Annotated in this window: 29 protein-coding genes; 11 read left to right on the plus strand and 18 right to left on the minus strand. The window is 49.6% G+C overall.

Features of this window, described 5'->3' with window-relative positions; all coding sequences use genetic code 11:
- From EQP46_RS13520 to fkpA, 9 genes are all read right to left on the minus strand, one after another.
- The coding region (locus EQP46_RS13520; RefSeq protein ID WP_192545511.1) for a GTP-binding protein at positions 1-399 on the minus strand (399 nt) is incomplete at its 3' end.
- A 100-nt stretch (positions 400-499) separates the two neighbouring features.
- Positions 500-2,596 carry an elongation factor G gene (fusA, locus tag EQP46_RS13525; protein ID WP_129494178.1) on the minus strand — a complete coding sequence of 699 codons (2,097 nt, stop codon included), beginning with the start codon at positions 2,594-2,596 and terminating at the stop codon, positions 500-502.
- 72 nt (positions 2,597-2,668) lie between these two features.
- The gene (gene rpsG, locus EQP46_RS13530) at positions 2,669-3,139 is read right to left on the minus strand and encodes a 30S ribosomal protein S7 (RefSeq protein ID WP_078751458.1); all 471 of its coding nucleotides are present in this window, start codon (positions 3,137-3,139) and stop codon (positions 2,669-2,671) included.
- A gap of 97 nt (positions 3,140-3,236) precedes the next feature.
- The gene (gene rpsL / locus EQP46_RS13535; protein ID WP_002535163.1) at positions 3,237-3,611 is read right to left on the minus strand and encodes a 30S ribosomal protein S12; all 375 of its coding nucleotides are present in this window, start codon (positions 3,609-3,611) and stop codon (positions 3,237-3,239) included.
- Positions 3,612-3,790: 179 nt separating this feature from the next.
- Positions 3,791-4,081: a sulfurtransferase complex subunit TusB gene (gene tusB, locus EQP46_RS13540; RefSeq protein WP_129494179.1), complete on the minus strand. Its 291-nt coding sequence runs from the start codon at positions 4,079-4,081 to the stop codon at positions 3,791-3,793.
- A 9-nt stretch (positions 4,082-4,090) separates the two neighbouring features.
- Positions 4,091-4,447, minus strand: a complete 357-nt coding sequence (gene tusC, locus EQP46_RS13545; RefSeq protein WP_129494180.1) for a sulfurtransferase complex subunit TusC — start codon at positions 4,445-4,447, stop codon at positions 4,091-4,093.
- A gap of 7 nt (positions 4,448-4,454) precedes the next feature.
- Complete coding sequence (tusD, locus tag EQP46_RS13550) at positions 4,455-4,847, minus strand: sulfurtransferase complex subunit TusD (protein WP_129494181.1); 393 nt, start codon at positions 4,845-4,847, stop codon at positions 4,455-4,457.
- On the minus strand, positions 4,844-5,563 hold the full coding sequence (locus tag EQP46_RS13555; RefSeq protein WP_129494182.1) for a helix-turn-helix transcriptional regulator: 720 nt from the start codon (positions 5,561-5,563) through the stop codon (positions 4,844-4,846). The genes tusD and EQP46_RS13555 overlap by 4 nt, the downstream gene beginning before the upstream one ends.
- A 169-nt stretch (positions 5,564-5,732) precedes the next feature.
- Entirely contained in the window at positions 5,733-6,524 is a 792-nt protein-coding gene (gene fkpA, locus EQP46_RS13560; RefSeq protein WP_129494183.1) for an FKBP-type peptidyl-prolyl cis-trans isomerase, read from the minus strand.
- Positions 6,525-6,646: 122 nt separating this feature from the next.
- On the opposite strand from fkpA, the gene EQP46_RS13565 reads away from it, so the two are divergent.
- The gene (locus EQP46_RS13565) at positions 6,647-7,627 is read left to right on the plus strand and encodes a WD40 repeat domain-containing protein (RefSeq protein ID WP_129494353.1); all 981 of its coding nucleotides are present in this window, start codon (positions 6,647-6,649) and stop codon (positions 7,625-7,627) included.
- A gap of 7 nt (positions 7,628-7,634) precedes the next feature.
- Positions 7,635-7,856, plus strand: coding sequence for a SlyX family protein (locus tag EQP46_RS13570; protein ID WP_129494184.1), 222 nt, complete (start codon positions 7,635-7,637; stop codon positions 7,854-7,856).
- A gap of 91 nt (positions 7,857-7,947) precedes the next feature.
- On the opposite strand, the gene EQP46_RS13575 is transcribed toward EQP46_RS13570, so the two are convergent.
- The 5 genes from EQP46_RS13575 to kefG all read right to left on the minus strand — a co-directional run bounded on the left by EQP46_RS13575 (position 7,948) and on the right by kefG (position 12,422).
- Positions 7,948-8,913, minus strand: coding sequence for an isoaspartyl peptidase/L-asparaginase family protein (locus tag EQP46_RS13575; protein ID WP_129494185.1), 966 nt, complete (start codon positions 8,911-8,913; stop codon positions 7,948-7,950).
- A 201-nt stretch (positions 8,914-9,114) separates the two neighbouring features.
- Complete coding sequence (gene slyD, locus EQP46_RS13580) at positions 9,115-9,696, minus strand: peptidylprolyl isomerase (protein ID WP_129494186.1); 582 nt, start codon at positions 9,694-9,696, stop codon at positions 9,115-9,117.
- A gap of 110 nt (positions 9,697-9,806) precedes the next feature.
- Positions 9,807-10,016, minus strand: coding sequence for a YheV family putative zinc ribbon protein (locus EQP46_RS13585; protein WP_129494187.1), 210 nt, complete (start codon positions 10,014-10,016; stop codon positions 9,807-9,809).
- Between the two features lie 43 nt (positions 10,017-10,059).
- The gene (gene kefB / locus EQP46_RS13590; RefSeq protein ID WP_129494188.1) at positions 10,060-11,859 is read right to left on the minus strand and encodes a glutathione-regulated potassium-efflux system protein KefB; all 1,800 of its coding nucleotides are present in this window, start codon (positions 11,857-11,859) and stop codon (positions 10,060-10,062) included.
- On the minus strand, positions 11,859-12,422 hold the full coding sequence (kefG, locus tag EQP46_RS13595) for a glutathione-regulated potassium-efflux system ancillary protein KefG (protein ID WP_129494189.1): 564 nt from the start codon (positions 12,420-12,422) through the stop codon (positions 11,859-11,861). Before kefG ends, kefB begins: the two co-directional genes overlap by 1 nt.
- A 283-nt stretch (positions 12,423-12,705) precedes the next feature.
- Between kefG and EQP46_RS13600 the strand changes: the two genes are divergently transcribed.
- Both EQP46_RS13600 and EQP46_RS13605 read left to right on the plus strand, forming a co-directional pair.
- Positions 12,706-14,628 carry an ABC transporter ATP-binding protein gene (locus EQP46_RS13600; RefSeq protein ID WP_129494190.1) on the plus strand — a complete coding sequence of 641 codons (1,923 nt, stop codon included), beginning with the start codon at positions 12,706-12,708 and terminating at the stop codon, positions 14,626-14,628.
- Positions 14,571-15,083, plus strand: a complete 513-nt coding sequence (locus tag EQP46_RS13605) for a TIGR02444 family protein (RefSeq protein WP_129494191.1) — start codon at positions 14,571-14,573, stop codon at positions 15,081-15,083. The genes EQP46_RS13600 and EQP46_RS13605 overlap by 58 nt, the downstream gene beginning before the upstream one ends.
- A 31-nt stretch (positions 15,084-15,114) precedes the next feature.
- On the opposite strand, the gene EQP46_RS13610 is transcribed toward EQP46_RS13605, so the two are convergent.
- Positions 15,115-15,717 (minus strand): LysE family translocator, encoded by a 603-nt coding sequence (locus EQP46_RS13610; RefSeq protein WP_129494192.1) that lies wholly within the window; start codon positions 15,715-15,717, stop codon positions 15,115-15,117.
- A 124-nt stretch (positions 15,718-15,841) separates the two neighbouring features.
- On the opposite strand from EQP46_RS13610, the gene EQP46_RS13615 reads away from it, so the two are divergent.
- From EQP46_RS13615 to EQP46_RS13635, 5 genes are all read left to right on the plus strand, one after another.
- Positions 15,842-17,224, plus strand: a complete 1,383-nt coding sequence (locus EQP46_RS13615; protein ID WP_129494193.1) for an aminotransferase-like domain-containing protein — start codon at positions 15,842-15,844, stop codon at positions 17,222-17,224.
- 76 nt (positions 17,225-17,300) lie between these two features.
- Positions 17,301-18,248, plus strand: a complete 948-nt coding sequence (locus EQP46_RS13620) for a hydrolase (RefSeq protein ID WP_192545515.1) — start codon at positions 17,301-17,303, stop codon at positions 18,246-18,248.
- Between the two features lie 30 nt (positions 18,249-18,278).
- Positions 18,279-19,274, plus strand: coding sequence for a DUF3187 family protein (locus EQP46_RS13625; protein WP_129494195.1), 996 nt, complete (start codon positions 18,279-18,281; stop codon positions 19,272-19,274).
- 10 nt (positions 19,275-19,284) lie between these two features.
- Complete coding sequence (locus tag EQP46_RS13630; protein ID WP_102317234.1) at positions 19,285-19,503, plus strand: YheU family protein; 219 nt, start codon at positions 19,285-19,287, stop codon at positions 19,501-19,503.
- A gap of 68 nt (positions 19,504-19,571) precedes the next feature.
- Positions 19,572-20,441, plus strand: coding sequence for a phosphoribulokinase (locus EQP46_RS13635; RefSeq protein ID WP_129494196.1), 870 nt, complete (start codon positions 19,572-19,574; stop codon positions 20,439-20,441).
- 125 nt (positions 20,442-20,566) lie between these two features.
- On the opposite strand, the gene EQP46_RS13640 is transcribed toward EQP46_RS13635, so the two are convergent.
- Positions 20,567-20,971, minus strand: a complete 405-nt coding sequence (locus tag EQP46_RS13640; RefSeq protein ID WP_129494197.1) for an OsmC family protein — start codon at positions 20,969-20,971, stop codon at positions 20,567-20,569.
- Positions 20,972-21,207: 236 nt separating this feature from the next.
- Between EQP46_RS13640 and crp the strand changes: the two genes are divergently transcribed.
- Together crp and EQP46_RS13650 are read left to right on the plus strand one after the other, a co-directional pair.
- A complete protein-coding gene (gene crp / locus EQP46_RS13645) occupies positions 21,208-21,840 on the plus strand; it encodes a cAMP-activated global transcriptional regulator CRP (RefSeq protein WP_002535199.1) in 633 nt (210 codons plus the stop codon).
- 198 nt (positions 21,841-22,038) lie between these two features.
- On the plus strand, positions 22,039-22,233 hold the full coding sequence (locus EQP46_RS13650; protein ID WP_129494198.1) for a hypothetical protein: 195 nt from the start codon (positions 22,039-22,041) through the stop codon (positions 22,231-22,233).
- Positions 22,234-22,333: 100 nt separating this feature from the next.
- Here EQP46_RS13650 and EQP46_RS13655 read toward each other — a convergent pair whose 3' ends face one another.
- Positions 22,334-23,128 (minus strand): DUF1338 domain-containing protein, encoded by a 795-nt coding sequence (locus EQP46_RS13655; RefSeq protein WP_129494199.1) that lies wholly within the window; start codon positions 23,126-23,128, stop codon positions 22,334-22,336.
- Positions 23,129-23,225: 97 nt separating this feature from the next.
- Complete coding sequence (gene astD / locus EQP46_RS13660) at positions 23,226-24,683, minus strand: succinylglutamate-semialdehyde dehydrogenase (protein WP_129494200.1); 1,458 nt, start codon at positions 24,681-24,683, stop codon at positions 23,226-23,228.
- Positions 24,684-24,705: the final 22 nt, after the last annotated feature.

Here is a 24,705-nt window from a genome sequence, read left to right on the forward strand (position 1 = left end):
AACAAGGATGTAAGGAATACCAACTTGGCGACCTAGAAGGATGTGCTCACGAGTTTGTGGCATAGGACCATCAGTTGCCGCAACAACTAGGATACCACCGTCCATTTGCGCAGCACCGGTGATCATGTTTTTAACATAATCGGCGTGTCCTGGGCAGTCTACGTGTGCGTAGTGACGAGTAGGAGTATCGTATTCTACGTGTGAAGTAGAGATGGTGATACCGCGCTCGCGCTCTTCTGGAGCGTTATCGATAGATGCGAAGTCACGTGCAGAACCGCCGTATACTTTAGAAAGTACAGTACAGATTGCTGCAGTTAGAGTAGTTTTACCGTGGTCAACGTGGCCGATAGTACCAACGTTAACGTGCGGTTTCGTACGTTCAAATTTTTCTTTAGACACGATCGTGTTCCTTCCTAGTTATGAGCCGCACCTACCGTCGTAAGTGCGATCAGAAGTTTTTATCAATGCTGGCGAACAATGCCAGCATCAAAGCTACTAATCAACAACGCTGTGCGATGATTGAATCAGCAACGTTCTTTGGAACATCAGCGTATTCACTGAATTCCATAGAGTAAGATGCGCGGCCCTGAGTCGCTGAACGCAAGTCAGTTGCGTAACCAAACATCTCAGCCAGCGGTACCTGTGCGCGAATGATTCTCAAGCCAGCAGGACCATCGTCCATACCAGAAATCAAACCACGGCGGCGATTCAAGTCACCCACTACATCACCCATCCAGTCTTCTGGAGTGGTGATTTCCACTTTCATCATTGGCTCAAGAATAACAGGTTGCGCTTCAAGCGCTCCTTTCTTAAAGGCCATAGATGCAGCGATTTTAAACGCCATTTCGTTGGAGTCAACATCATGATAAGAGCCATCGAACAACGTGGCTTTCACGTCAAGTACTGGGTAACCGGCAAGGACACCACTACTCATCTGCTCTTCAATGCCCTTAGCCACTGAACTGATGTACTCTTTTGGTACTGAACCACCAACGATTTCATCAACGAAGACAAAGCCTTCGCCAAGTTCAGACGGCTCCAGTTTGATCCATACATGACCATACTGACCGCGACCACCAGACTGCTTAACGAACTTGCCTTCGACTTCAGCATTTCCACGGATGGTTTCACGGTATGCCACCTGAGGCTTACCTACGTTACATTCAACGCTGAACTCACGGCGCATGCGGTCAACAATGATGTCGAGGTGCAATTCGCCCATACCAGAGATCAGGGTTTGCCCTGATTCAATGTCAGTTTCAACGCGGAACGATGGATCTTCTGCCGCCAGTTTACCCAGCGCGATACCCATTTTTTCTTGATCAGCTTGTGAACGAGGCTCAACAGCGATCTGAATAACAGGCTCTGGGAACTCCATACGCTCAAGAATCACTTTAGATTCTAGTGCACAAAGTGTGTCACCCGTCGTCACGTCTTTCAGACCAATTGCTGCCGCAATGTCACCCGCACGGATCTCTTTGATCTCTTCGCGTTTATTCGAGTGCATTTGAACGATACGGCCAAAGCGCTCACGCTTTTGCTTCACAGAGTTATAAACTGTGTCGCCAGTATTCACCACTCCTGAGTAAACACGCAGGAAGGTTAACGTACCAACAAATGGGTCGGTGGCGATTTTAAATGCTAGTGCTGCGAATGGTTCGTTATCGTCAGCATGACGGTCGATCACATTGCCATCTTCGTCTTCACCATTGATCGCTTTCACGTCAATTGGAGAAGGAAGGAATTCAACAACAGCATCTAGCACCGCCTGAACACCTTTGTTCTTAAATGCAGAACCACAAGTTGCCAGTACGATTTCGTTGTTTAGTGTGCGTTCACGCAAAGCTTGTTTGATTTCGGCTTCTGTCAATTCCCCATCTTCGAGGTACTTGTCCATCAGCTCTTCGTTTGCTTCTGCAGCAGCTTCAATAAGGTTTTGATGCCACTCTTCAGCCAGCTCTTGCATGTCTGCTGGGATATCTTCGTAACTGAAGGTCATCCCTTGATCAGCTTCGCTCCAGTTAATCGCCTTCATTTTGATAAGGTCGATAACACCACGAAACTCATCTTCTGAACCAATATTCAAATGAATAGGAACAGGGTTAGCACCTAGTCGATCTTTAATTTGATTAACTACGCGCAAAAAGTCTGCGCCTGTACGGTCCATCTTGTTGACGAAAACCATACGAGGAACTTGATATTTATCGGCTTGACGCCAAACAGTCTCAGACTGAGGTTCAACACCAGATGAGCCACAGAATACAACGACTGCACCATCCAATACGCGCAATGAACGTTCAACTTCAATGGTGAAGTCTACGTGTCCAGGGGTATCGATGATATTGATGCGATGCTCAGCGAATTGTGCATCCATACCACGCCAGAAGGTTGTAGTCGCAGCGGAGGTGATTGTGATACCACGCTCTTGCTCCTGCTCCATCCAGTCCATGGTTGCGGCACCATCGTGCACTTCACCAATTTTGTGAGAAAGACCGGTATAAAACAGGATACGCTCTGTTGTTGTAGTTTTACCTGCGTCTACGTGAGCACAAATACCGATGTTGCGGTAGCGCTCAATAGGGGTCTTACGAGCCACAGTAGTATCCTCTTACTAAGGTCAACCTTAGAATGTGGTTTAGGCGCGGCAAATGCCGCGCCTAAAAAGGTATTACCAGCGGTAATGAGCAAACGCTTTGTTAGCGTCAGCCATACGGTGAACGTCTTCACGTTTCTTAACCGCAGTACCTTTGTTCTCAGATGCATCTAGCATTTCGTTAGCTAGACGTTGAGCCATAGATTTTTCACCACGCTTACGCGCAGCTTCAACCAACCAACGCATAGCAAGTGCGTTACGGCGAACCGGACGAACTTCTACAGGTACTTGGTAAGTTGAACCACCAACACGGCGAGATTTAACCTCTACCGCAGGGCGAACGTTATCAAGAGCTTGTTCAAACAGAGCTAGGTGATCTTTACCAGAACGCTCAGCCATGATGTCCAATGCACCATAAACGATTTTTTCAGCAGTCGACTTTTTACCGTCAACCATTACGATGTTTACAAATTTTGCCAGCAGCTCTGATCCGAACTTAGGATCCGGAAGGATTTTACGCTGACCAATTACGCGACGACGTGGCATGGAATTCTCCGTTGTCTTCTTCAGGTTTTATCCAAAACTTTTCAGTTTTTTCAAAATTACAAATTAATTAGTGTTTGGCCTTACTTAACGGATTCCATTAAGACTTAGGACGCTTCACACCGTACTTAGAACGACCTTGTTTACGGTCGTTAACGCCTGCACAGTCAAGCGCACCACGGACGGTGTGGTAACGCACACCTGGAAGGTCTTTTACACGACCGCCGCGGATTAGAACAACGCTGTGCTCTTGAAGGTTGTGACCTTCACCACCGATGTATGAAGTAACTTCAAAACCGTTGGTCAAGCGAACACGACATACTTTACGTAGTGCCGAGTTAGGTTTTTTAGGCGTAGTGGTGTAAACACGAGTACAAACACCACGTTTCTGCGGACACGCTTCCAGCGCAGGCACGTTGCTTTTAGCAACTTGCTTGATGCGTGGTTTGCGTACCAGCTGGTTAATAGTTGCCATTAAATAGCTCCTGATATTACTTACGTATAAGTGTGAAAAATCTATGCCCCACAAAAGTAGGGACGCGAAATTTTATGCGTCGTCTATTTAGGTGTCAAGATTTATACAACGATCAATGCTCAGTGCATTTTGTAAACACCGAGATATTACGTCTTTACGCTAGTTGATTGTGGTGATATTCACCATTTCATTTGCGTGACATACTGCTCCGTCAACGAGACAAAGTCTTTAATATCAACAAGTTCAAACTCACTGGCAATTTTACCTTCCAGCCCTCTCGCTTGAACATCTTCCAACAGAACGTAAATTCGATGATTTGAAGAAAGAAGTGGCAGAAACCACTCTCCTTGCTCAATGGCGGCAACGACAGCATCTTCAGCGAGAAGGATCGCGCTTGGCGCTTGTGCGTAATCGAGGCAAAGCTTCAACGAAGAAGAAGAATACGGTGAGGTATAGAGCGTGTGTAACATCCGATGCCCCTAAAACTGGAGAACTTTGACACATTCAGTCAGTTGCGACGCAATCACACTGCGTTCGACAACATCTGCATCGATGATGAATGCTGCGTTTGTTAAGCCTCTTTCCGCTAAAGACTGCTCACAAACGTAAATGTCTTCCACATCGCACAACGACAGCATTTTGAATGTCGAAATATAGTCGCGACTGAGCACCACTGTAGGTTGTTGGTTCGCAAGCAACTGGAAAACACCATCACCCACAAAAAACAGTGCAATGTTTTCGCTGTAATTGGAGGTTGATAAAACGGCATCCAGCCCCTCGCGACCACTTGCAGAGCCATGTGGTGCAGTAGAAAAAACGAAACCGAGTTTACTCATGGGTCACCTAAAACTGCACAACGCGATCTGCGGTTAATAGAGATTCTGACAAACCACCCAACCCTGCTTGGGTAAAGCCTTTTGCCATGTTGGACGTTGGTAACGCGTGCTGTTTTGCTTCGTCATCACTGATTTGACCGCGACGCAGTGCGGCCGCTACACAGGTTTCAAGCTCAACACCATGCGCAGATGACAAGGCCTGCCAAGCTGAAACCAAATCAAACTCATCGTTTGCAGGCACGGTCAAAGACGACGCGTTGGACACACCATCTTGATAGAAAAACACACGCGTTAACGTGTGTCCTTTTTCTATCACAGCTTGTGCAAAGCGGTATGCCGAAAGTGATGCTTGGCGACCATAGACAGGCGCACTCACCACTAACACATAATTGAGGCTCATTTCTCCCCTTCCTCGCCTTTGCGTTGACGAATGTAGAGATACACAGTGTGCTTGGAAATGTTTAAGCGGTCTGCCACGCGGTTGATGGCGTCTTTGATATCGAAAATGCCTTTATCATAAAGCTCCATCACGATTTGGCGGTTCTTCGTGTTGTTCGATACCGACTTATCTGCGTTGATTTCTTCGATCGTGCGCTCGACCGTTTGGTCAACCAACTCATCAACATCACTGGCAAAGTTCACCGAAGATGCAGCTTGGCGTGCTTCTTCTGTCGGCATGAATGCCTGCAGTACTTGGGAGAATGGTGCATCCAAATTAATGTTAATACACAGCAAACCAATCACACGGTTGTCTGCATTACGAATAGCGACCGTGATGGATTTCATCAAGGTATTGCCCTTCGCACGCGTAAAGTAAGCACGAGAGAAATTTCGCTCGGATCCTTCGATATCACGCAACATACGCAACGCAAGGTCTGTGATTGGCGAACCCACTTGGCGACCTGTGTTTTCACCATTGGCAATTTTGATGGCCGAAGTGTTCAAATCTTCCAATGAGTGCAACACGATTTCACAGTGCTGACCAATCAACGCGGCTAAACCATCAACAACGGCTTCGTAAGATTTGAGGATCACGCGGTCTTGTACTGTGAATGGATTGACCTCAATGAAGTCACTTTCGACAATTACATCCGCACCAAAACTGTCTGTCGGCACAGGCTTCTTTCCTTTTGTGGGTTATCGTCTATCGAGGGGTAAAAGATAAACGAAAGCTGTAAACTTTAAAATCTGGCAATAAGTTTAACAGACTTGGTTCAAGAAAATGAAAAAACCCCAGCACGAGACCGGGGTTTTTAACGTTACATCAAACTAAACGCCAAGGGGATTAACCTTGTGTTGTTCCTGCTTTCGCTGCGTCACCTTTGATTTCGATGAGCTCGACATCGAATACCAAGGTTGAGTTTGCTGGAATAGCAGGCGTGTCTTGCGCGCCGTAAGCCAACTCAGGCGGAATAACAAATTTGAACTTAGAGCCGACAGGCATCAACTGAACGCCTTCCGTCCAACCAGGGATCACGCGGTTAAGTGGGAAAGTTGCTGGTTGGTCACGATCATAAGAGCTGTCGAATTGCGTGCCATCCGTCAGTGTGCCTTTGTAGTGAACAACGACGGTATCTTCAGCTGCTGGTTTCGCACCTTCACCCAACGTTTCAACTTGGTACATCAAACCAGAATCTGTGGTGGTCACGCCTTCCGTTTTTGCAAACGTCGCGCGGAATTCTTCGCCCGCTTTCACAGCAGCAGCGGCTTTTTCTTCAGCTTGCTTTTGCGCCATTTCCGCAACGCGCTGATCCAGTGATTGAAGTGCAGCTTGCGCTTCTTCATCACTCAATTTTGATTTGTCAGCAAACGCATCTTGTACGCCTTGTAGTACAAGGTCAGAGCTTAGGCTTAAGCCAATTTCTTCTTGCTGATCAAGGTTCGCTTTCAGGTATTGCGCCAACGATGCACCGATTGCATAAGCGGCTTTGTCATCTTCTGTTGCAAATGTCACGGCTTCTACAGCAGCAGGAGCTTCAACCGCAGCTGTCGTTGTTTCTTTTGCTTCTTCTTGCTGACAGCCCACAGCCAGAGCGACGGTCGCAGCTAACAGTGACATTTTAAAAACTGATTTCATTGGTTACTCCGTTGGTATTCAAACCACATTTCTCTTATTCGCTTACGCGACAACGATGCGAAAGCCTGAAACGATCAATATACTCGACGTTATAGGGTCCCAAGAAAAGGAACACAAGCGTGATACGACAAATCGTCGCCACAATTTGCTTAATTCTGACACTGCTAGCACTTTCTGGGTGCTTTCACTCCTCACATGAAGCGCAACGTTGGACGTTGCAGCCGAATGGAGTGACCAGTTTCAGCTTAAGTCGTGAAGGCCGTTTTGGCCTTATGGCATCAACTGAACAAGGTATCGTGCTCTGGGATCTTATGCAAAACAAACAGTTGGCTGATTTCGGATATCAGGATCAAGATAAAAACACTGTGATCGCGAGTCAGATATCAGACAACAACCGCTACGCCATTACTGCCACATCGCAGAACTTTGCGGTCTGGGATTTAGCGTGGGGGCAAGCCGAAGGCCTGTGGTCCATATCAGACGGCATCATTCGGGACCTTGATATCAGTAACAACGGGCAGAAAGTGTTGCTTGCATTGTCGAACGGCAAAGCCTTGTTCGTGGACTTAGGCACAGGAAGACGCTTAGAGTTCCTCGCGCATCAAGATAAAGTGAATAGCGTGTCTTTATCACCCAATGGCAAGTTCGCGCTGTCAGGAGGGAATGATCATAACGCCTTCTTTTGGAGCACAGAATCAGGCCAAGTGCTGAATGAATTTCCGCATTCACACCGCATTACCCGCGTTGAATTGCATCGCACGGGAAAATACGCCTTTTCAGCCGATGGAGACGACACAGCCATTGTGTGGGATCTCTCAACGGGTGAACCGCGTAGCGAGCTCAATATGTTCCACCGCCACCCGAACTTTTCTACAGCGCGTTTCTCAGATGATGGCGAAATACTCGTGACCGGGACGCCAGGAAGACGCGTAGAATCATGGGAGACCAAAAGCGGCGATAACCTCGGACGCTGGCTTGCAGAGGAACAACAAAATACGCGACCACCGAGTGCGGTGGTGTATGATGTCGCGATAGATCCAACAGGGCGCGTAATTTCCGCTACATCAGCCGGCATTGCACAAGCCTGGATATCGCAGGAATAGTAACGATATGAACGAATTAGAGCGACTGCAACAGCAAATTGAAGACCTTGAAATCAAACAAGCATTTCAAGAACACACCATCGAAGAACTTAACGATGCGGTCACTGAACAACAAAATGCCATCATGCGAATGAACACGCAGATCGCCTTTTTGGTGACGAAATTAAAAGCGATGGAACCCGCTAACATCGCGAGCATGAACGAAGAAACACCGCCGCCTCACTACTGAAAGCATGCCCTAGGGACGAGGAAGAGCAGGTTAAAGGGACGAGAAAGAGCAAAGCTGATGAACCACTCTTTCTCTCCGTATTCCCTTCTCGTTACTCGCTCACCACAGAAAGCGCTTCATCCGCAAAAATTGCCACCAGCGCATTTCCCTCAGCATCTACCGTCGCACGATACATGCCCGGGCAGTTCAACTCGAAGTTCACCGAACCGTCCGCATCAATCGCAATGACGCCACCCTCGCCGCCGAGTGACAGAAAATCGCCGTGAATAACGTCGCGACACGCTTGTTCCACGCTGGCGTTGCCATATTGCATGCGCCCTGCAATGTCACTAGCCACGGTGCAGCGCATCAATAATTCGCCCATCCCCGTGGCAGATACAGCCACATTGCCATTGCGTGCAAAGTTCCCCCCGCCAATGATCGGCGTATCACCGACACGCCCCCAACGCTTGTTGGTTAAACCACCGGTGCTGGTTGCGGCTGCTAGATTGCCGTTTTTATCTAACGCCACAGCGCCGACCGTGCCGTGCTTTTTCTCATCCGGGTATCGCGCTTCTGAAAGCGCCACGCCGCCTGATTTTTTCATGACTCGCAGTTCTTTGTATCGTCTGTCGGTAAAGAAATAATCTTGTTCTATGTAGCTATAACCGCACTCTTTGAACGCAAAAGATTCCGCCCCCTCGCCCGCCAGCATCGCATGCGGGCTTTTTTGCATGACGTCGCGCGCTAACTGAATTGGGTTTTTGATGTGACGAATCAAAGTAACAGCGCCTGCATCTAGCCCATTGCCATCCATCACACTGGCGTCCATCTCAACCGTTTCGTCATGTGTGAGCACCGACCCCTTACCCGCATTGAAAAGTGGGCTGTCTTCCATCACGGTGACTGCAGCAACCGTTGCATCAACCGCGCTGCCGCCTTGCTCAAGCACGGCATGACCCGCCAACACTGACTGCGCCAACGCTTTACGATAATCAGCGTCAAGTTCAGGGGTCATTAATCGGCGTTCGATGGTGCCTGCACCGCCGTGAATGGCGATTGAGAATGGGTGGGTCATGGCGGTTCCTTCGTTAGGGGAAAACGGGGACTGGGTACTTCAAGATTTTGGATGTTGTCGCAATAGAGTCAAGCGCTTTGCGCTTCCTAGGACCTTCTTTTCCGAGAACCTAGGTCCTGCCCCAAACCCAAAAAACAAAAACGCCATCCAGTTTCCCGGATGGCGTTTTATCAATCAAAAGCGCGATGCGTTAAGGTGCGATTAGTGAGAACCGCAACCGCCGCCGCCACAACACTCGTGGTCGTCGCCTTTGTCTTCGCCACCACAGCAACCACCTTCGTGGTCATGGTCGTGGTCGTGACCACCGCAACAACCACCCGCTTGGTGGATGTGGCCGTGTTCGATCTCTTCTTCAGTCGCAGCACGAAGCTCAACAACTTCAACGTTGAACGTCAGTGTTTGGCCAGCCAGCATGTGGTTACCATCAACCACCACTTCGTCGCCGTCTACTTCAGTAACTTCAACTGGGATTGGACCTTGGTCAGTGTCCGCTAGGAAGCGCATACCAACAGTGATTTCGTCAACGCCTTGGAATACGTCAGCAGGAACACGCTGAACCATTGCATCCAAGTACTCGCCGTATGCGTCTTCCGGCGCTACGGTCACTTCAAATACATCGCCAGCTTCACGGCCTTCGATCGCGTTTTCTAGACCAACGATCAGGTTGTTGTGACCTTGCAGGTATTGAAGTGGAGACGCTTTGGTTGATTCATCAACCAAGATACCGTCTTCATTTTTTACTTGGTAAGCAATGCTTACTACCACGTCTTTAGTGACTTTCATGTTAACTCCGGAAGCAGTTATTCAAGTCCGGATGATCGCGGAAATTTATTCCCTAATGACCACCTGGTTAATTCGGCGCCGATAATACAGAAAACTTTCCTCCGCGACTATCACTGCGGTTTAAATATCCCGATCACTTGTGCGTCCTGCTCTTCCGGACGGTGTTCATTTTTATCTTCCGATATCGGAGAGCGACGGTCTACATGCCCGCATTTCACGCACTCAATCACCTCAACATGGTGCTCTTTCCACCAGCGAAGCGTATCGGATTCTTTACATTCAGGGCAGGTTGCACCTGCAATAAATCGTTTCTTGCTCATGTCTTTCCTTGTACGTCCTCATCAACACCGAACAATGCCAGTGTTACTCTCTGTTCCAGCTTTGGTGACGCTCTGTGTCACCTTTCATCTCAAGGTCAAACAACTCCTCAAGCTCTAAGCGTGCTTCTTTTACTCGCGATGCACCAATCACGTCATCGCTGTGGTGTGGCTGCATTTCATGTAATCGCACTTCATCTAACTTTCTAAAAAAGGCTTCTGCACGCTTTGCTTTGTACGGGTGCATTCCTAATGCGATCAAGGTTTGTTTCCCCAAATCCAACGCACTTAAAAAAGTTTCGCGCGAAAAGCCCGTCACGTTATGACCGAGCAGTTGGTTGGCTTCGACGCGGCTTCGTGCACGCGCGAACACTTTCAGGTTCGGGAAATGACGCTGACAAAGGTCCACAACCTCGATCACCTCTTCCGGCGAGTCAGTACATACGACGATGGCCTCTGCCGTTGCCGCCCCGGCTGCACGCAGCAAATCGAGCTGTGTGGCATCACCGTAATACACCTTGTAGCCGAAGCGTCTGAGGAAAGCGATTTGAGAAGGATCTTGCTCAAGAATAGTCAGCTTGATTTTGTTAGCAAAGAGTAAACGCCCCACCATTTGGCCGAAACGACCAAAGCCAACAATGATGACGCGGCGATCACCTTCATGATCGAACTGGTCATTTTCAGGCTCTGCTACATCCGCATTCATCTTCCGTGCAAGCCACATTTTTTGTAGCAACAGCATCAGCGGCGTGGTCATCATCGACAAGCTCACCACCACCAGTAAGAAAGCATTCAATGATGGGTCAAGTAATCCCTCGCCGCGCGCTGCCGTAAACAGAACAAACGCAAACTCTCCGCCTTGACTAAGAAGAATCGCCACTTGGCTTCGCGTTCGTGCACTCCCACCAAAAAGTCGAACTAAGCCATAAATAATGGCGGCCTTCACGCCAATGAGCGCTGCGACTGCGCCGAGTATTTCTAGCGGATACTCAAACAGCAAACCAAGGTCAACGGCCATGCCGACCGCGATAAAGAACAGCCCCAGCAATAGCCCTTTGAACGGTTCAATCGCCACCTCAAGCTCATGACGGTATTCGCTTTCCGCAAGCAGCACACCCGCCAAAAATGTACCCAATGCCATGGACAGCCCTAACGCCTGCATGCCAAGCGCAATACCAATGACCAACATCAGCGCCGCTATGGTAAACATCTCTTTGACGCGGCTCGTCACCACCCAACGCAGGATAGGTCGCAACAAGTAGTGACCGCCTACCAGCAATGCGGCGATCGCGCCTAACATCATACCGACATCCAGCCAACTGCCGCTCGCCCCGCCTGTTAACGCAGGTAAAACAGCCAGCATGGGGATCACGGCAATATCTTGGAACAGTAAAACCGCGAAGGCAGACTGACCTGATTCACTGCGCATCAAGTGTTGTTCTTCAATGATGCGCATCGCAATCGCAGTGGAAGACAACGCCAGCCCCATGCCGACGACCAGCGCATCCACACGGTTCACGCCAAATGAATACACGATAAGGCCAATAACCACACAGCTGATAAAGACTTGGCTTCCCCCCAACCCCAAAATGGGTCGTCGCATTTGCAGCAGTTTTTTGGGATTCAGTTCCAGACCGATCAAGAACAACAGCAAGACCACGCCGAGTTCAGCAAAATGCAAAATCGCTTCAACATCGCTGATGAGCCTCAAGCCCCATGGACCAATCACGATACCCGCGATCAAATACCCTAATACAGAGCCGATTCCCAAACGTTGCGCCAACGGCACGGCCACAACGGCAGCCGCAAGAAAGATAAGCGCATCAAGCAGGTAGTTATGTCCCATCAAACCACCTCCGCCACAGGGTTGCACAACCAATCGGCATACAACTCGGCGTGCGCCGCTCGGTCATCATCCGTCACGCGACGCGCCCAGTGCAGCACCAAGGGTTCCACCCAACGCATTTGACACAGCAACGCCGTGAGCTCAAAGGGCTGAAGCAATTCCGCCATGCTGTATTTGTTGTAACCGGTTTGACTAAAAGCCTCTGCCGCGCCACCCGTGGTGACAACAAAACGGCACGTTTTCCCTGCAAGGGCATTTCCCCCGCCGTGAGCAAAGCCTTTTCCGAGCACCACATCGATCCACTCTTTGAGGAGCGAGGGGCAGGAATACATTTGAAGAGGATGTTGAAACACAATCACATCATGGCTGAGCAGTAACTCACGTTCGTAGTGAACATCAATAATGAAATCAGGGTACGTGGCGTAGAGATCATGGACGGTCACGTGGTTTAACTGGCGTGCGGAGTCGAGCATGTCCTTGTTCGCGACAGACTCATAAGGGTCTGGATGCGCAAACAGCACTAAAACTTTGGATCGGAAAAGTGAGGCTTTGGTGGTTTCCATCTCGCAGCAAAATCCTTTTAGCCGTATAAACGGTTCTTTTTATAGTCTTATTATAATGACACATATACCCAAGCAACCCGAATCCGATGTGGACCCGTTGCATAGAGACAACACCTCATCGCACGGTGTTGTCTGAACCCTTCCACCATACGGTAATTGGCGCGGGTTTTCACGGACTGATCGAGGCGCTTCACTCGGTAGGCTGGCAGCCTCAGTGCTTAACTGGTATAACTGCGCGAGAATTTTTTACCCCATTGCACGCGGCCGGAGCCGCCAAGTAGTCATGATCACACTTTCTGATATCCAGCTTCTTCGCGGCGGCAAACCGCTACTTAATCAAGCATCCGCTACCATTCATCCGGGCGATAAAGTCGGCCTAGTGGGTAAGAATGGTTGCGGTAAATCAACGCTGTTCGCGTTGCTAAAAGATGAAATGACCTTGGACGCAGGTAGCTGCAACTTCCCAAGCGGTTGGGAACTTGCGTGGGTCGCGCAAGAAACCCCAGCACTCGAGCGTCAAGCCATTGAGTACGTGATTGACGGTGACCGTGAATATCGCCAATTAGAAAATGCCCTTCGCCAAGCCGAAATCGACGATGACGGCCACAAGGTTGCGATTTTGCATGACAAGATTGACGCGGTTGGCGGATACAGCATTCGTGCCCGTGCAGCAGAGCTACTCGACGGCCTTGGCTTTCGCCAAGATCAAATGGCATGGAACCTTACCCAATTCTCGGGCGGTTGGCGTATGCGCCTTAACCTTGCTCAAGCGCTATTGTGCCGCTCTGACCTCCTGCTGCTCGATGAACCGACCAACCACTTGGATTTGGATGCGGTCATGTGGCTTGAGAAATGGTTGCAGAACTACCGCGGCACCTTGGTGTTGATTTCCCATGACCGCGATTTCTTAGATCCTGTGGTTAACCGCATCATTCACATCGAAAACCAATTGCTGAATGAATACACGGGTAACTACTCAGCCTTCGAAACCATGCGTGCCGAGAAACTGGTACTGCAACAATCCATGTACCAGAAGCAACAAAAGCAAATGTCGCACATGCAATCGTATATCGATCGCTTCCGCTACAAGGCCAGCAAAGCACGCCAAGCACAAAGCCGAATTAAAGCGCTGGAGCGCATGGAAAAAGTGCTGCCTGCGCAGTTTGATAACCCGTTTAGCTTTGAGTTTCGTGAACCTGCCGCGCTGCCAAACCCTATCTTGATGATGGAGAAAGTGGCTGCGGGTTATGCCGACAACCTCATCCTAGAGAAAGTGCACTTGAACCTCGTGCCGGGCAGCCGCATCGGTTTGCTGGGTCGAAATGGTGCGGGTAAATCCACACTGATTAAATTGCTGTCTGGCGAACTGCCAGCGCAAGCAGGTGAACTGCGTTACTCCCAAGGCGTGAAAATTGGTTACTTCGCGCAGCATCAGCTGGAAACCCTGCGTAACGATGAAACCCCGTTGCAGCACATGAACCGTCTTGCGCCGCTTGCAACCGAGCAACAGCTTCGCGACTACTTGGGTAGCTTTGGCTTTATCGGCGACAAAGCCCTTGAGATGATTGGTCCTTTCTCCGGTGGTGAAAAAGCCCGTCTCGTGTTGGCATTGATTGTTTGGCAAAAACCGAACCTCTTGCTGCTCGATGAACCGACAAACCACTTAGATTTGGACATGCGCTCTGCGTTGACCATCGCTCTGCAATCGTTTGAAGGTGCCATGGTTATCGTCAGTCACGACCGTTATTTACTTCGTGCAACCACAGACGATTTATACTTAGTGCATGACAGACAAGTTGCACCGTTCAATGGTGATCTGCACGACTATCACCAATGGCTCGCAGAACAGCAACGCGCAGAGCGTCGCCAAGAACAGGCTGAATCCGCAAAGCCAGTGAGCGAAAACGCGCAAGTAAATCGTAAAGAGCAGAAACGTCTCGAAGCTGAGTTCCGCCGTGAAACCGCGCCAATTCGTAAGAAAATTGACAAGTTAGACACAAAACTCGAGCATTTCTCTGAGACAATCGCCGAGGCTGAATCAGCCCTATCAGAAGCATCAATTTATGAAGCGGCGAACAAAGACAAGCTAACAGACGTGTTACGTAAGCAGGCTGAAGCGAAATCGTCGTTGGAAGAGGTCGAATTGGAATGGATGGAACTTCAGGAACAACTGGAGGAAATGGAAGCGGCGTTCCAAGCCCGCTAAAGCAAGCTGCCACGCCTGATGGATTGTGGCAATTTTGCCTCCACCATTACAGCAAGCAAGAGGTCAAACACGCCAGCCTTAAACTGCAAGACGAGTTTAAGGGCAACGTGAATTTGGCCTTATTGCTCGTTTGGCTTGAAGACGCAGGCTTTACACTGTCTGCGCATTCACTTACTGCACTTCGACAATCCTTGACCCATTCTGAAACTTTACTGACACGCTACCGATTAATGCGCCGAGAACTCAAACCTCAGCTTTCGCGTGGCGCGTATCAAAAGATGCTGAACTACGAACTCACCCTCGAAAAGTTTCAACAGCAAGAACTACTCGCGTGTATCAATCAACAACCTTGGCTCGATGAGGGCCCTTCGACAGTTGAGCTCTACTGCGAGCAACTGGATATTGCTGCCCGCTATCTATACCCAACGTTGATGAAAGGGCTGAATACCCGTTAAACCGCCCTTCATCAGATTCGTCATCACACCATCACATCCAAATGAACAACAAGCACGAAGCGGTTAATGCGCCCATGATACGATTAAAAATAACCCAGCTTCGTTCTGTTGAAAGCGCTTTGCCAACCCAAACGCCGAACCCTGCCCACAATGACGTCAGCGGAAAACCTACCGCCATGAATGCCATCACAATCACCAGCGCAGACCACCAATAGTCGCCCCCTGACAACGTAAATGTACCGACAGCACTCACGGCCATCGCCCACGCCTTCGGGTTCACATACTGGAACAATGCCCCTTCCATCAATGTCATCGGACGACGATCGGACGATTCGCTTTCCGACGGCGCGCCAGCAATCGCAATGCGCCATGCCAGATAAAGTAAGTAACCACTGGCCGCCAACTTCATCCCCTCTTGCACCATCGGGTAGGTTTTAAATACCACGCCCAGTCCTGCCGCCACGACCGCAATAAGCGAAGCGACACCTAATGTAATGCCCACCAGATGTGGCACGGTGCGGCGATAGCCAAAATTCGCCCCAGACGCGGTTAGCATCATATTGTTCGGCCCTGGTGTACCCGTCATGGTTGCGGCAAATACCGCCAAGGTTACTAAAAACGAAACTTCCATCATGAATTGTCTCCCTGCTCACATTGTATCGATACAATCCACACAACATTGTTGAAAAAGCCACCAAAAGTGGTTAAAAATAACGCTAACAGGGATCGGAAATCGGATCAAAAGGTTTATTGTCACCATGACAATCATGACAATTACGCTAGATAAGCAAGGATTGCCGCTTTATCGACAGATCGCTGATGCGATTGCTGAGCAAGTCGCGGCCAACACACTGCAGCCGGGGACAAAGCTCCCCACCCACAGAGCACTCGCCGATGCATTGTCTGTCACCGTAGGCACCGTGACGCGTGCTTATGCTGAAGCAGAGCGGCGTGGCATCGTGGAAGCCAAAGTGGGTGCTGGTACCTATATCTGCCATGCTGACAAACCCCTTTGGACATTTGCACCACCGCCGACGCCAGGCATCATGAGCTTTGGCTACAATGTGCCGCCAGCCATTAATCGTGCTGATTTGATATCAGAAGCGCTTCAACAACTCGCCGCGCACCCCAATGAGCTCAATAATTTGATGCTCTACCAATCCCCGATGGGCATCGCGCATCATCGTGAGATTTTGTCTAAGTGGCTTGCGCAACATAACGTGAAAACAGATCCCAACCGCCTGCTCTTTTGCTCAGGTGCGCAAAACGCCATGCAGCTTTGCTTAGTTACCCTATGCAGAGCTGGCGATACCATCTTGACCGATAAACTCACTTACCCCGGGTTATTGAGCCTTGCTAAACAACTTCGATTAACGGTCAAACCTGTCGAAATGGATGACGAGGGCATGCTGCCCGAATCCCTCAAAACGGCGTATCAACAATATCAGCCACGTTTGGTGTACATGACGCCAACACTGCAAAACCCCACCACTGCCACCATGAGCGAAGAAAGACGTCATGACATCATTCGCGTCTGCCGCGAGTTGCAATTGGTGATATTGGAAGATGACATCAACGGCATCCTGCCCAAAGAAAGGCCAAACCCTATCGTTAACCTCGCCCCTGATGACGTTATCTACGTCGGTGGTTTAGCGAAAACGTTAGCGCCGGGGCTCAGGCTGGGGTTCCTTCAACTTCCAGAGCGTTACTACCCGCACTTCGTGAACGCGCTTCAAAATCACAGCTGGATGATCAGCCCTTTGCTTACCGCCATGGCATCAATTCTGTTAGAAAATGGGGCGGCGAATCAGATACTCGAGACGATCCGCGATCAAATGGAAGCACGTTGGCGCATCGCGCAAGCGTATTTAAAAGACGTCGATTTTCGCTATCATCCCAACAGCTTTCATGGCTGGCTTCGACTGCCCGATGAATGGTCGTTGAGCGAGTTCCTCGCGGAAAGCAAAGCCCGAGGTGTAGAAGTGAAATCATCAGAACTGTTCGTGCCAGCAGGCTATTCCGCGCCGCCTTACGTACGTATTGCATTGAGTGCGCCACCCGACAGAGAAACGCTGGAAAAAGGCCTTCATGAACTGGCTGACTTATTGGCGAACCCGCCTTTGTCCGATTTTGCGTTGTGAGAACCCGAGAATGACAGCAGAAACATCGACAGCTTCTGTCGCACAAGACCACACTACACCTCACGACTTCGTGCCCATGAAGTGGGGAAGCAACCCACACGTGCAAACCCTACTGCCACGTTTTGTTCGGCGCAAAGCGCTGTTTGAACCTGTTTGGCAGCGCATCGATACACCTGATGGCGATTTTCTCGACCTCGCGTGGACGGAAGCGCCAGAAATCGCAAAAGGTAAACCGCTGGTGGTGCTATTTCATGGATTGGCAGGGTGTTTCTACAGCCCTTATGCCAATGGGTTGATGAAAGCGTTCAAAGACAAAGGTTGGCTGTGTGTGCTCATGCACTTTCGAGGATGCAGTGGCCTCATCAACAAAAGACCACGAAGCTACCATTCCGGCGAAACCAGCGACGCCCGTTTTTTCTTGGAGCACATCAACCAACACTTCCAAGATGTCCCCCGTGTGGCGGTTGGGGTGTCGTTGGGCGGCAACATGCTGGTGCGTTATTTGGCGGAGTTTAAACACGAACCGCTCATCAAAGCGGGTTGCGTTATCAGCGCACCGCTCGATTTGCTGTCATGTTCAAGCCGCATTCAGCAGGGGTTTTCGAAGGTTTATCAAGCGTATTTACTGCGCTCAATGAATCGCTCACTGGTCAACAAACTGCAGCGCCACCCAGAAATTGGTCATTGGAAAAGCGGTGAGAAAGTCCAGATATCGAGCGTGTATGAGTTTGATAAAACCGTCACCGCCCCGCTCCACCAATTCAAAAGTGCAGAAGATTATTATCAGCAATGCAGTGGCTTAGGGGTACTGCACGACATTGCGACACCGCTAAAAGTGATCCATGCTAAAGATGATCCTTTTATGACTGATGCGGTGATCCCGACAACACCTTTACCTAACAATATTGAGTATCACCTTACGGAAAACGGCGGTCATGTTGGATTTGTGTCTGGCACGCCTCAAGCCCCTGAGTTCTGGCTTGAGAAAGAAGTGCCCCGCTGGCTGGCCCTGCACCTAACATAGCCATAATAAGCAGGGCGAGAGAGGTGAAGTATGACATTTTCTCGCATTGTAATTTACGCCATGGTAGGCGGCATATTTGCAACCACTGCATGCGCTGCCCCTGACCAAGAGACTGAAGCGGTCCGCTTCGGTCCACTGATTATGCAAACACAAGCCCCACTCCAAATCACGGGGCTTACCCCCATGATTTTTGATCCTTTTGCATTAGCAACGAACGAAACCGACGTTTTCGCGACAGGCACCGTTGCAAGCATTTGGGCCAACACCCCTGAATATCAATTCGACTACTACCACAACCAATTTATGCTAGGCATGCTTCATGCACTTTCCGACGACACCAACGTCGGGCTTTGGTATCAATACCGGTATGCCGCAAACAATCGATTAGACGGGCTCACAGAAAAATTCCACAGCGTGTTTGGCATCGACCAAAATGGTCGCACTGAGGTCGATGAAGACAGGTTCTATGTCTATGTGCCCGACAGCCAATCAGCACCCAGTGAAGACTTTATTGGGGATGCCGTGGTCAACGCGGTGAACCTTTACGCTGAACACAATGTGTATCGTACCGAACATCATGCTTTCAGTGTTGGCGCAACGCTCTTCTTCAACCGCGTCGCGTCAGGCGAATTTGAGAACACGGCGTTTGAACAATCACTGCAACTTAATTACGGCTTCCAGCAGCAAAAACATAAAGTTGCCGCCATGCTTTCCCTCGTGCATCGACCAGACAATCAGCAGCACGGTATCGATCTTCGTCAATGGGGCGTTAACGGCGGCGTCAGTTACCAATACCAATGGTTCAAACACCATGAGCTTATTGCCGAATATCTTGTTTCAACGGGCAAAGCACACGACAACCACCTTACTGAGTTAACTGACATCGTCCATGAATTCGCGCTGGGCTATCGCTACCTTTTTGGCAACAGTGCGATAGAATTAGGGGCACTTGAAAACATGTTTAATCACGACAACAGTTCAGATATCGTGTTTTCTGCCTCCTTTCGGCACCGTTTAACCTTGTAGGTATCCGCACATGATTGTTCCTTGGCAAGAAATCCCCGAAGAATCCTTGAGAGGATTAGTCGAGCATTTTGTATTACGTGAAGGCACGGACTACGGCGAACAAGAAGCCAGCTTCGAAGAGAAAGTCGAGCAGGTCTATAACTTGCTCAAACGCAAAGAAGCCGTAGTCGTTTATTCTGAATTACACGAAACGGTCGATATCAAATCGACCCGATCACTGAGCGCATAACACGCGCTTGACCTCACCTCTACACCCTGTTAATTGTTGGCTATCTATTAAAATTGACAGGGTTTGTCATGTCTGCAAAACACCCCATCATTGCAGTCACCGGTTCGTCCGGCGCAGGAACAACCACAACGTCTGATGCATTCCGTAAAATTTTCAACATGATGGACATCAACGCAGCGTGGGTAGAAGGCGACAGCTTTCACCGTTTTACACGCCCGGAAATGGACGTTGAAATAAGAAAAGCGCGAGAACAAGGACGACACATTAGCTATTTTGGCCCACAAGCCAACGACTTTCCGACACTTGAAGCCTTCTTTCGTGAATACGGCGAGCACGGCACAGGGAAATTCCGCCGCTATCTCCATACCTTTGATGAAGCTGTGCCCTACAACCAAATGCCCGGCACCTTTACCGCGTGGCAAGATTTACCCGACAACACCAACACCATGTTCTATGAAGGATTACATGGCGGCATTGTCGATGGTGACATCAACGTTGCACAGCATGTGGATTTATTGATTGGCATGGTGCCTATCGTGAACTTGGAGTGGATTCAAAAGTTCGTTCGCGATACCCGTGACCGGGGTCATTCACGTGAAGCGGTCATGGATTCGATCGTGCGCTCAATGGATGACTACCTGAATTACATCACGCCGCAATTTAGCCGCACACACATTAACTTCCAACGCGTACCAACGGTGGACACCTCAAACCCACTTAACGCGAAAGCCATTCCAAGCTTGGACGAAAGTTTTGTGGTGATCCGTTTTCGTGGCATCAAGAAAGTCGACTTCCCTTATTTGTTGTCGATGATCCAAGGGTCGTTTATGTCTCGCCATAACACCTTGGTCGTGCCGGGGGGGAAAATGAGTTTTGCGATGGAATTGATCATCAGGCCGCTGATTCAGCAATTGATCGAAACCGGAAAAATCAGCTAGTCGACGCATTCGCGGTATTAATTGTGCGACAAAAAGAGAGATGTGTTCTGACAGGCCGCAGAAAATTGCATAATTATTAAGACATTCAAACACGAAGAAAAAGGAGGGAACTCCCTCCTTTTTCGCTATTTAGCAATGATTTCGTAAGAATGTGTCATTTCGACACCTTTGCCTAGCATTAAACACACTGAGCAATATTTCTCCAAACTGTCTTTCACCGCACTTGCCACAAGCGCTTCATCCAATGCTGTGCCTGTCACGACAAAGTGGATGTTGATCTTGGTAAATAAACGCGGTGATTGCTCGCGACGCTCAGCAGACAGCACGGCTTCACAACCTGCAATTGCCTGATTTGCATCTTCAAGAGCAGAAACGACGTCGACAGAGCTGCAACCGCCCGCACCTAACAGCACCATTTCCATTGGGCTTGGCGCATGCTCGCCACCATTGCCATCCATGACCACGCTGTGCCCCGAATTCGACAAACCTAAAAAGGTCTTATTTCCGCTCCATTTGACGCTTGATTGCATATCATTCCTCTACTTACTTTCAGGGTCGTGATCTTGTCCACGTTTTTAGCCTTTAATTGAAGGGGAAGTCCATATCAAAATCAAGAAATCGTGCAGGAAAAAGGATAAACTCAATGACTCAAACAGAGAGCTTGTAGCCTGACTGCTGAAACTTTATGCTATCCCACGGACTTGTGCCGCAGGACGGTGGGCTAAGGAAGACTCATCAGGCAACAACTGCAGAGGAAATGAGATATATGGTTCCAGGAAAACCTCAAACAGACCCAACATTAGAGTGGTTCCTTTCACACTGCCACATTCATAAGTATCCGTCTAAGAGCACGCTTATTCATGCGGGCGAAAAGGCTGAGACACTTTACTACATTGTTAAAGGCTCTGTGGCTGTACTAATCAAGGATGAAGAAGGTAAAGAGATGATCCTCTCTTACCTAAACCAGGGCGACTTCATTGGCGAACTGGGCCTCTTCGAGGAAGATCAGGAGCGTACTGCTTGGGTTCGCGCTAAATCACCGTGCGAAGTCGCTGAAATCTCATTCAAGAAATTCCGCCAGCTGATCCAAGTTAACCCTGACATTCTGATGCGCCTGTCTTCACAGATGGCTCGTCGTCTTCAGGTAACTAGCCAAAAAGTCGGTGACTTGGCATTCTTGGACGTAACAGGCCGCATTGCTCAGACTCTGTTGAATCTGGCAAAACAACCAGACGCGATGACTCACCCAGACGGTATGCAAATCAAGATTACTCGTCAGGAAATCGGTCAAATCGTGGGTTGTTCACGCGAAACCGTTGGCCGCATCTTGAAGATGTTGGAAGAGCAGAACCTAATTTCTGCACACGGTAAAACCATCGTGGTATACGGCACTCGCTAATCCACGTTCGGTCATGAAAAAAAGCCACGCTAACGTGGCTTTTTTTATGCCTAAATTTCGGCGGAATTAACATTTATTTGTTGTTCATGTGATCTGGGTAACGTTCATTTTTTCATCATCAGTGCATTTCGGTGCTAATTTCAATGCAGGATATGTACGAACTTTTATGCATAATAAGCATGGCGAAGGAAAGCAGAAATGGACATCGAAAATTTGGCGCTTGGGTCAGCACCTTCTACCCCTGGTTGGGTGCAGGCAAGCACGACGGAGTTGACGGGATTTAGTGGTCCCACCCATTATCAAATGCAACGTTTACTGGGTGAGGATGGCAACAAACAAAGCGTCACCAATAATGAAGAATGGCCGACACACCTGCCGACCTCTCTTTGTTAATCCGCTCAAGCATCTAACAGTCATGCAGACGCCATAGCCTGCATAGGCGCAGCTTTATCTTTCAAATACACTCATCGTCTTACTGACCTTGAGCGCTTTCCTATTTATCTGTGCTTTCGAAAATTTTGTCCGCAGACGCTTCGACAAAGCCTTGGTACAAATTCCCATCTGCCAGCGGATAGCGCTTGGCAAACTCGTAAAAGCCCCCCGGAATGTCTCGCTCTTCGTCGCTGAAACGCACGGAAACTTTATCGGCCATTGTTGAAGATTGCTCAAGGCACACTTGTGGGTCGCCCTTCACTTCGCCACCCGCTTCATTGATAGCAAAACCAGACTGACGCAATAAATCATTCACCGCTTTCACTTCATCAAACGTGCTCAACTGATTTACGCTCACCGTGAAGTGATTCGCCCCAAAACCATGCGCCGCTAACCACCCTGCATATTCGCTTTCAGCCGCAAGCATTTCATAGGTTTTGCTGTCCAACAACCAAGGACGGCCACTGTACAAGAAAGAGGGATCTTTCATCGCATCATCATCAACCTGATCCACCAAGCTTCTCACCGCGGTTTGCAGTTCAGTGGAACATTGACCGACCAAGAGCTCACTGATAAACACTTTAGGAGCATCAGGGTTTGGATGTTGATAGTGGTGCGCGTAAAGCTTCTTACTTTCAAAGTGGTACTCACCCTTTGGCTCATAGCCAATCGCGATAAACGGCGCAGCCAATCTGTCTAACCCAACCTTGGGCAGCGCAAACGTGCGAAGTGCAATATGGTCATTCAGCAGCGGCGAGCCTTCTTCCAGCAAGCTGTGTACCTTCGCCGCAGACGGGCAAAGTCTCGTGGTGTAATCCTGCCAAAGCGCATCAAATAAAGCATGAACGCGTTCCATCACATCCTCCTAGAGAGCGATATTCATCGGTAAAGTGGTGCGGGTTTATGATCAGCCTGCAAAGCACGGCGCTTTACAGGCTGTAAGATGTCAAAAGTTACAACGATAGCCCAGGGCTAAGTTGCCCCGGTAAGGACACATCGTCGCCTTCCATCGATGCCATTGGGTAGGCACAGTAATCCGCCGCATAATAGGCACTCGGACGTAAGTTACCTGACGCGCCAGGTCCACCAAACGGTGCATCCCCGCTCGCCCCCGTCAATTGGCGGTTGCGATTAACAATGCCGGCGCGAATGTTGTCGAGGAAGTATTGCCACTCCGCATCGTTGGTGGAAATCAGGCCCGCAGACAACCCGTAGCGTGTGTCGTTCGCAAGCTCTACCGCTTGCTCCAGCGAGCTATAACGCACGACCTGCAACAAGGGACCGAAGTACTCTTCGTCTGGCAGTGCTTCGACCTTGCTCACTTCAATGATACCTGGCGAGACCACCGCATCATGAAGCAGTGTTACTTTCAGCAATGGCTCACCACCTAGAGACTCTAGGTTTTCCTGCGCAGCAAGAATACCGTTGGCAGCAGCCAGAGAGATTTGTGCCCCCATAAACGGCGCAGGCTCTTCAAACTGGCCGCCCACTTTGATCTGCTTGGTCATCTCAATCAAACGTGCGAGAAGCGCATCACCGCGCTCTCCGTGCGGAATATACAAGCGTCGCGCGCAGGTACAGCGTTGGCCTGCACTGATAAAGGCAGATTGAATGATGGTGTATGCCGTGGCATCTACCTCTCCAAACTGCTCAGAAATCACCATCGGGTTATTGCCACCCATTTCAAGTGCTAACATTTTGCCCGGCTCCCCCGCAAATTGACGGTGCAGGATGTGCCCAGTATTGGCGCTGCCCGTAAAGAGCAGACCATCAATACCTTTTGATTGCGCCAACGCTTCACCCGTCTCACGTGCGCCTTGAACAAGGTTGATCACGCCTTCTGGCAAGCCAGCTTCAATCCACAGCTTCATGGTTTCTTCTGCGGTTTTCGGGGTTTGGTCTGACGGTTTAAAGACAACGGTATTGCCCGCTAAGAGCGCAGGCACGATGTGACCGTTCGGCAGGTGCCCAGGGAAGTTATAAGGCCCGAAGACGGCCATGACACCCAAAGGACGGTGGCGCAGTACCGCTTGTGTGCCCGCGACGTCTTTGCTTCGTTCACCCGTACGCTCTTGATGTGCACGCAATGAAAGGGCGATTTTACCCACCATGGCCGCAGCTTCTGTGCGCGTTTCCCAAAGAGGCTTCCCGGTTTCTTCTGCGATAACCTTCGCGATGTGTTCGCTGTTTTCTTTTACTTTTTCTGCGAAGTTTTCCACCAGCGCTTGGCGCTCAGAAAAGGGGGTGTTCTTCCAGCTTGAAAATGCCGTGCGAGCCGCGCGCACCGCAGACTCCACTTGTTCTGGCGTTGCCGCATGGCCTTCCCACACAGATTCACTGTTAAAAGGGTTCAGGGATTGAAAGGCATCGCCCTTCCCTGCAACCGCTTGGTTATCAATCCATTGTGTCATGAGTGTCTCCTGTCACCATCAC

Source organism: Enterovibrio baiacu (genome assembly GCF_004120195.1).
Lineage (GTDB): Bacteria > Pseudomonadota > Gammaproteobacteria > Enterobacterales > Vibrionaceae > Enterovibrio > Enterovibrio baiacui.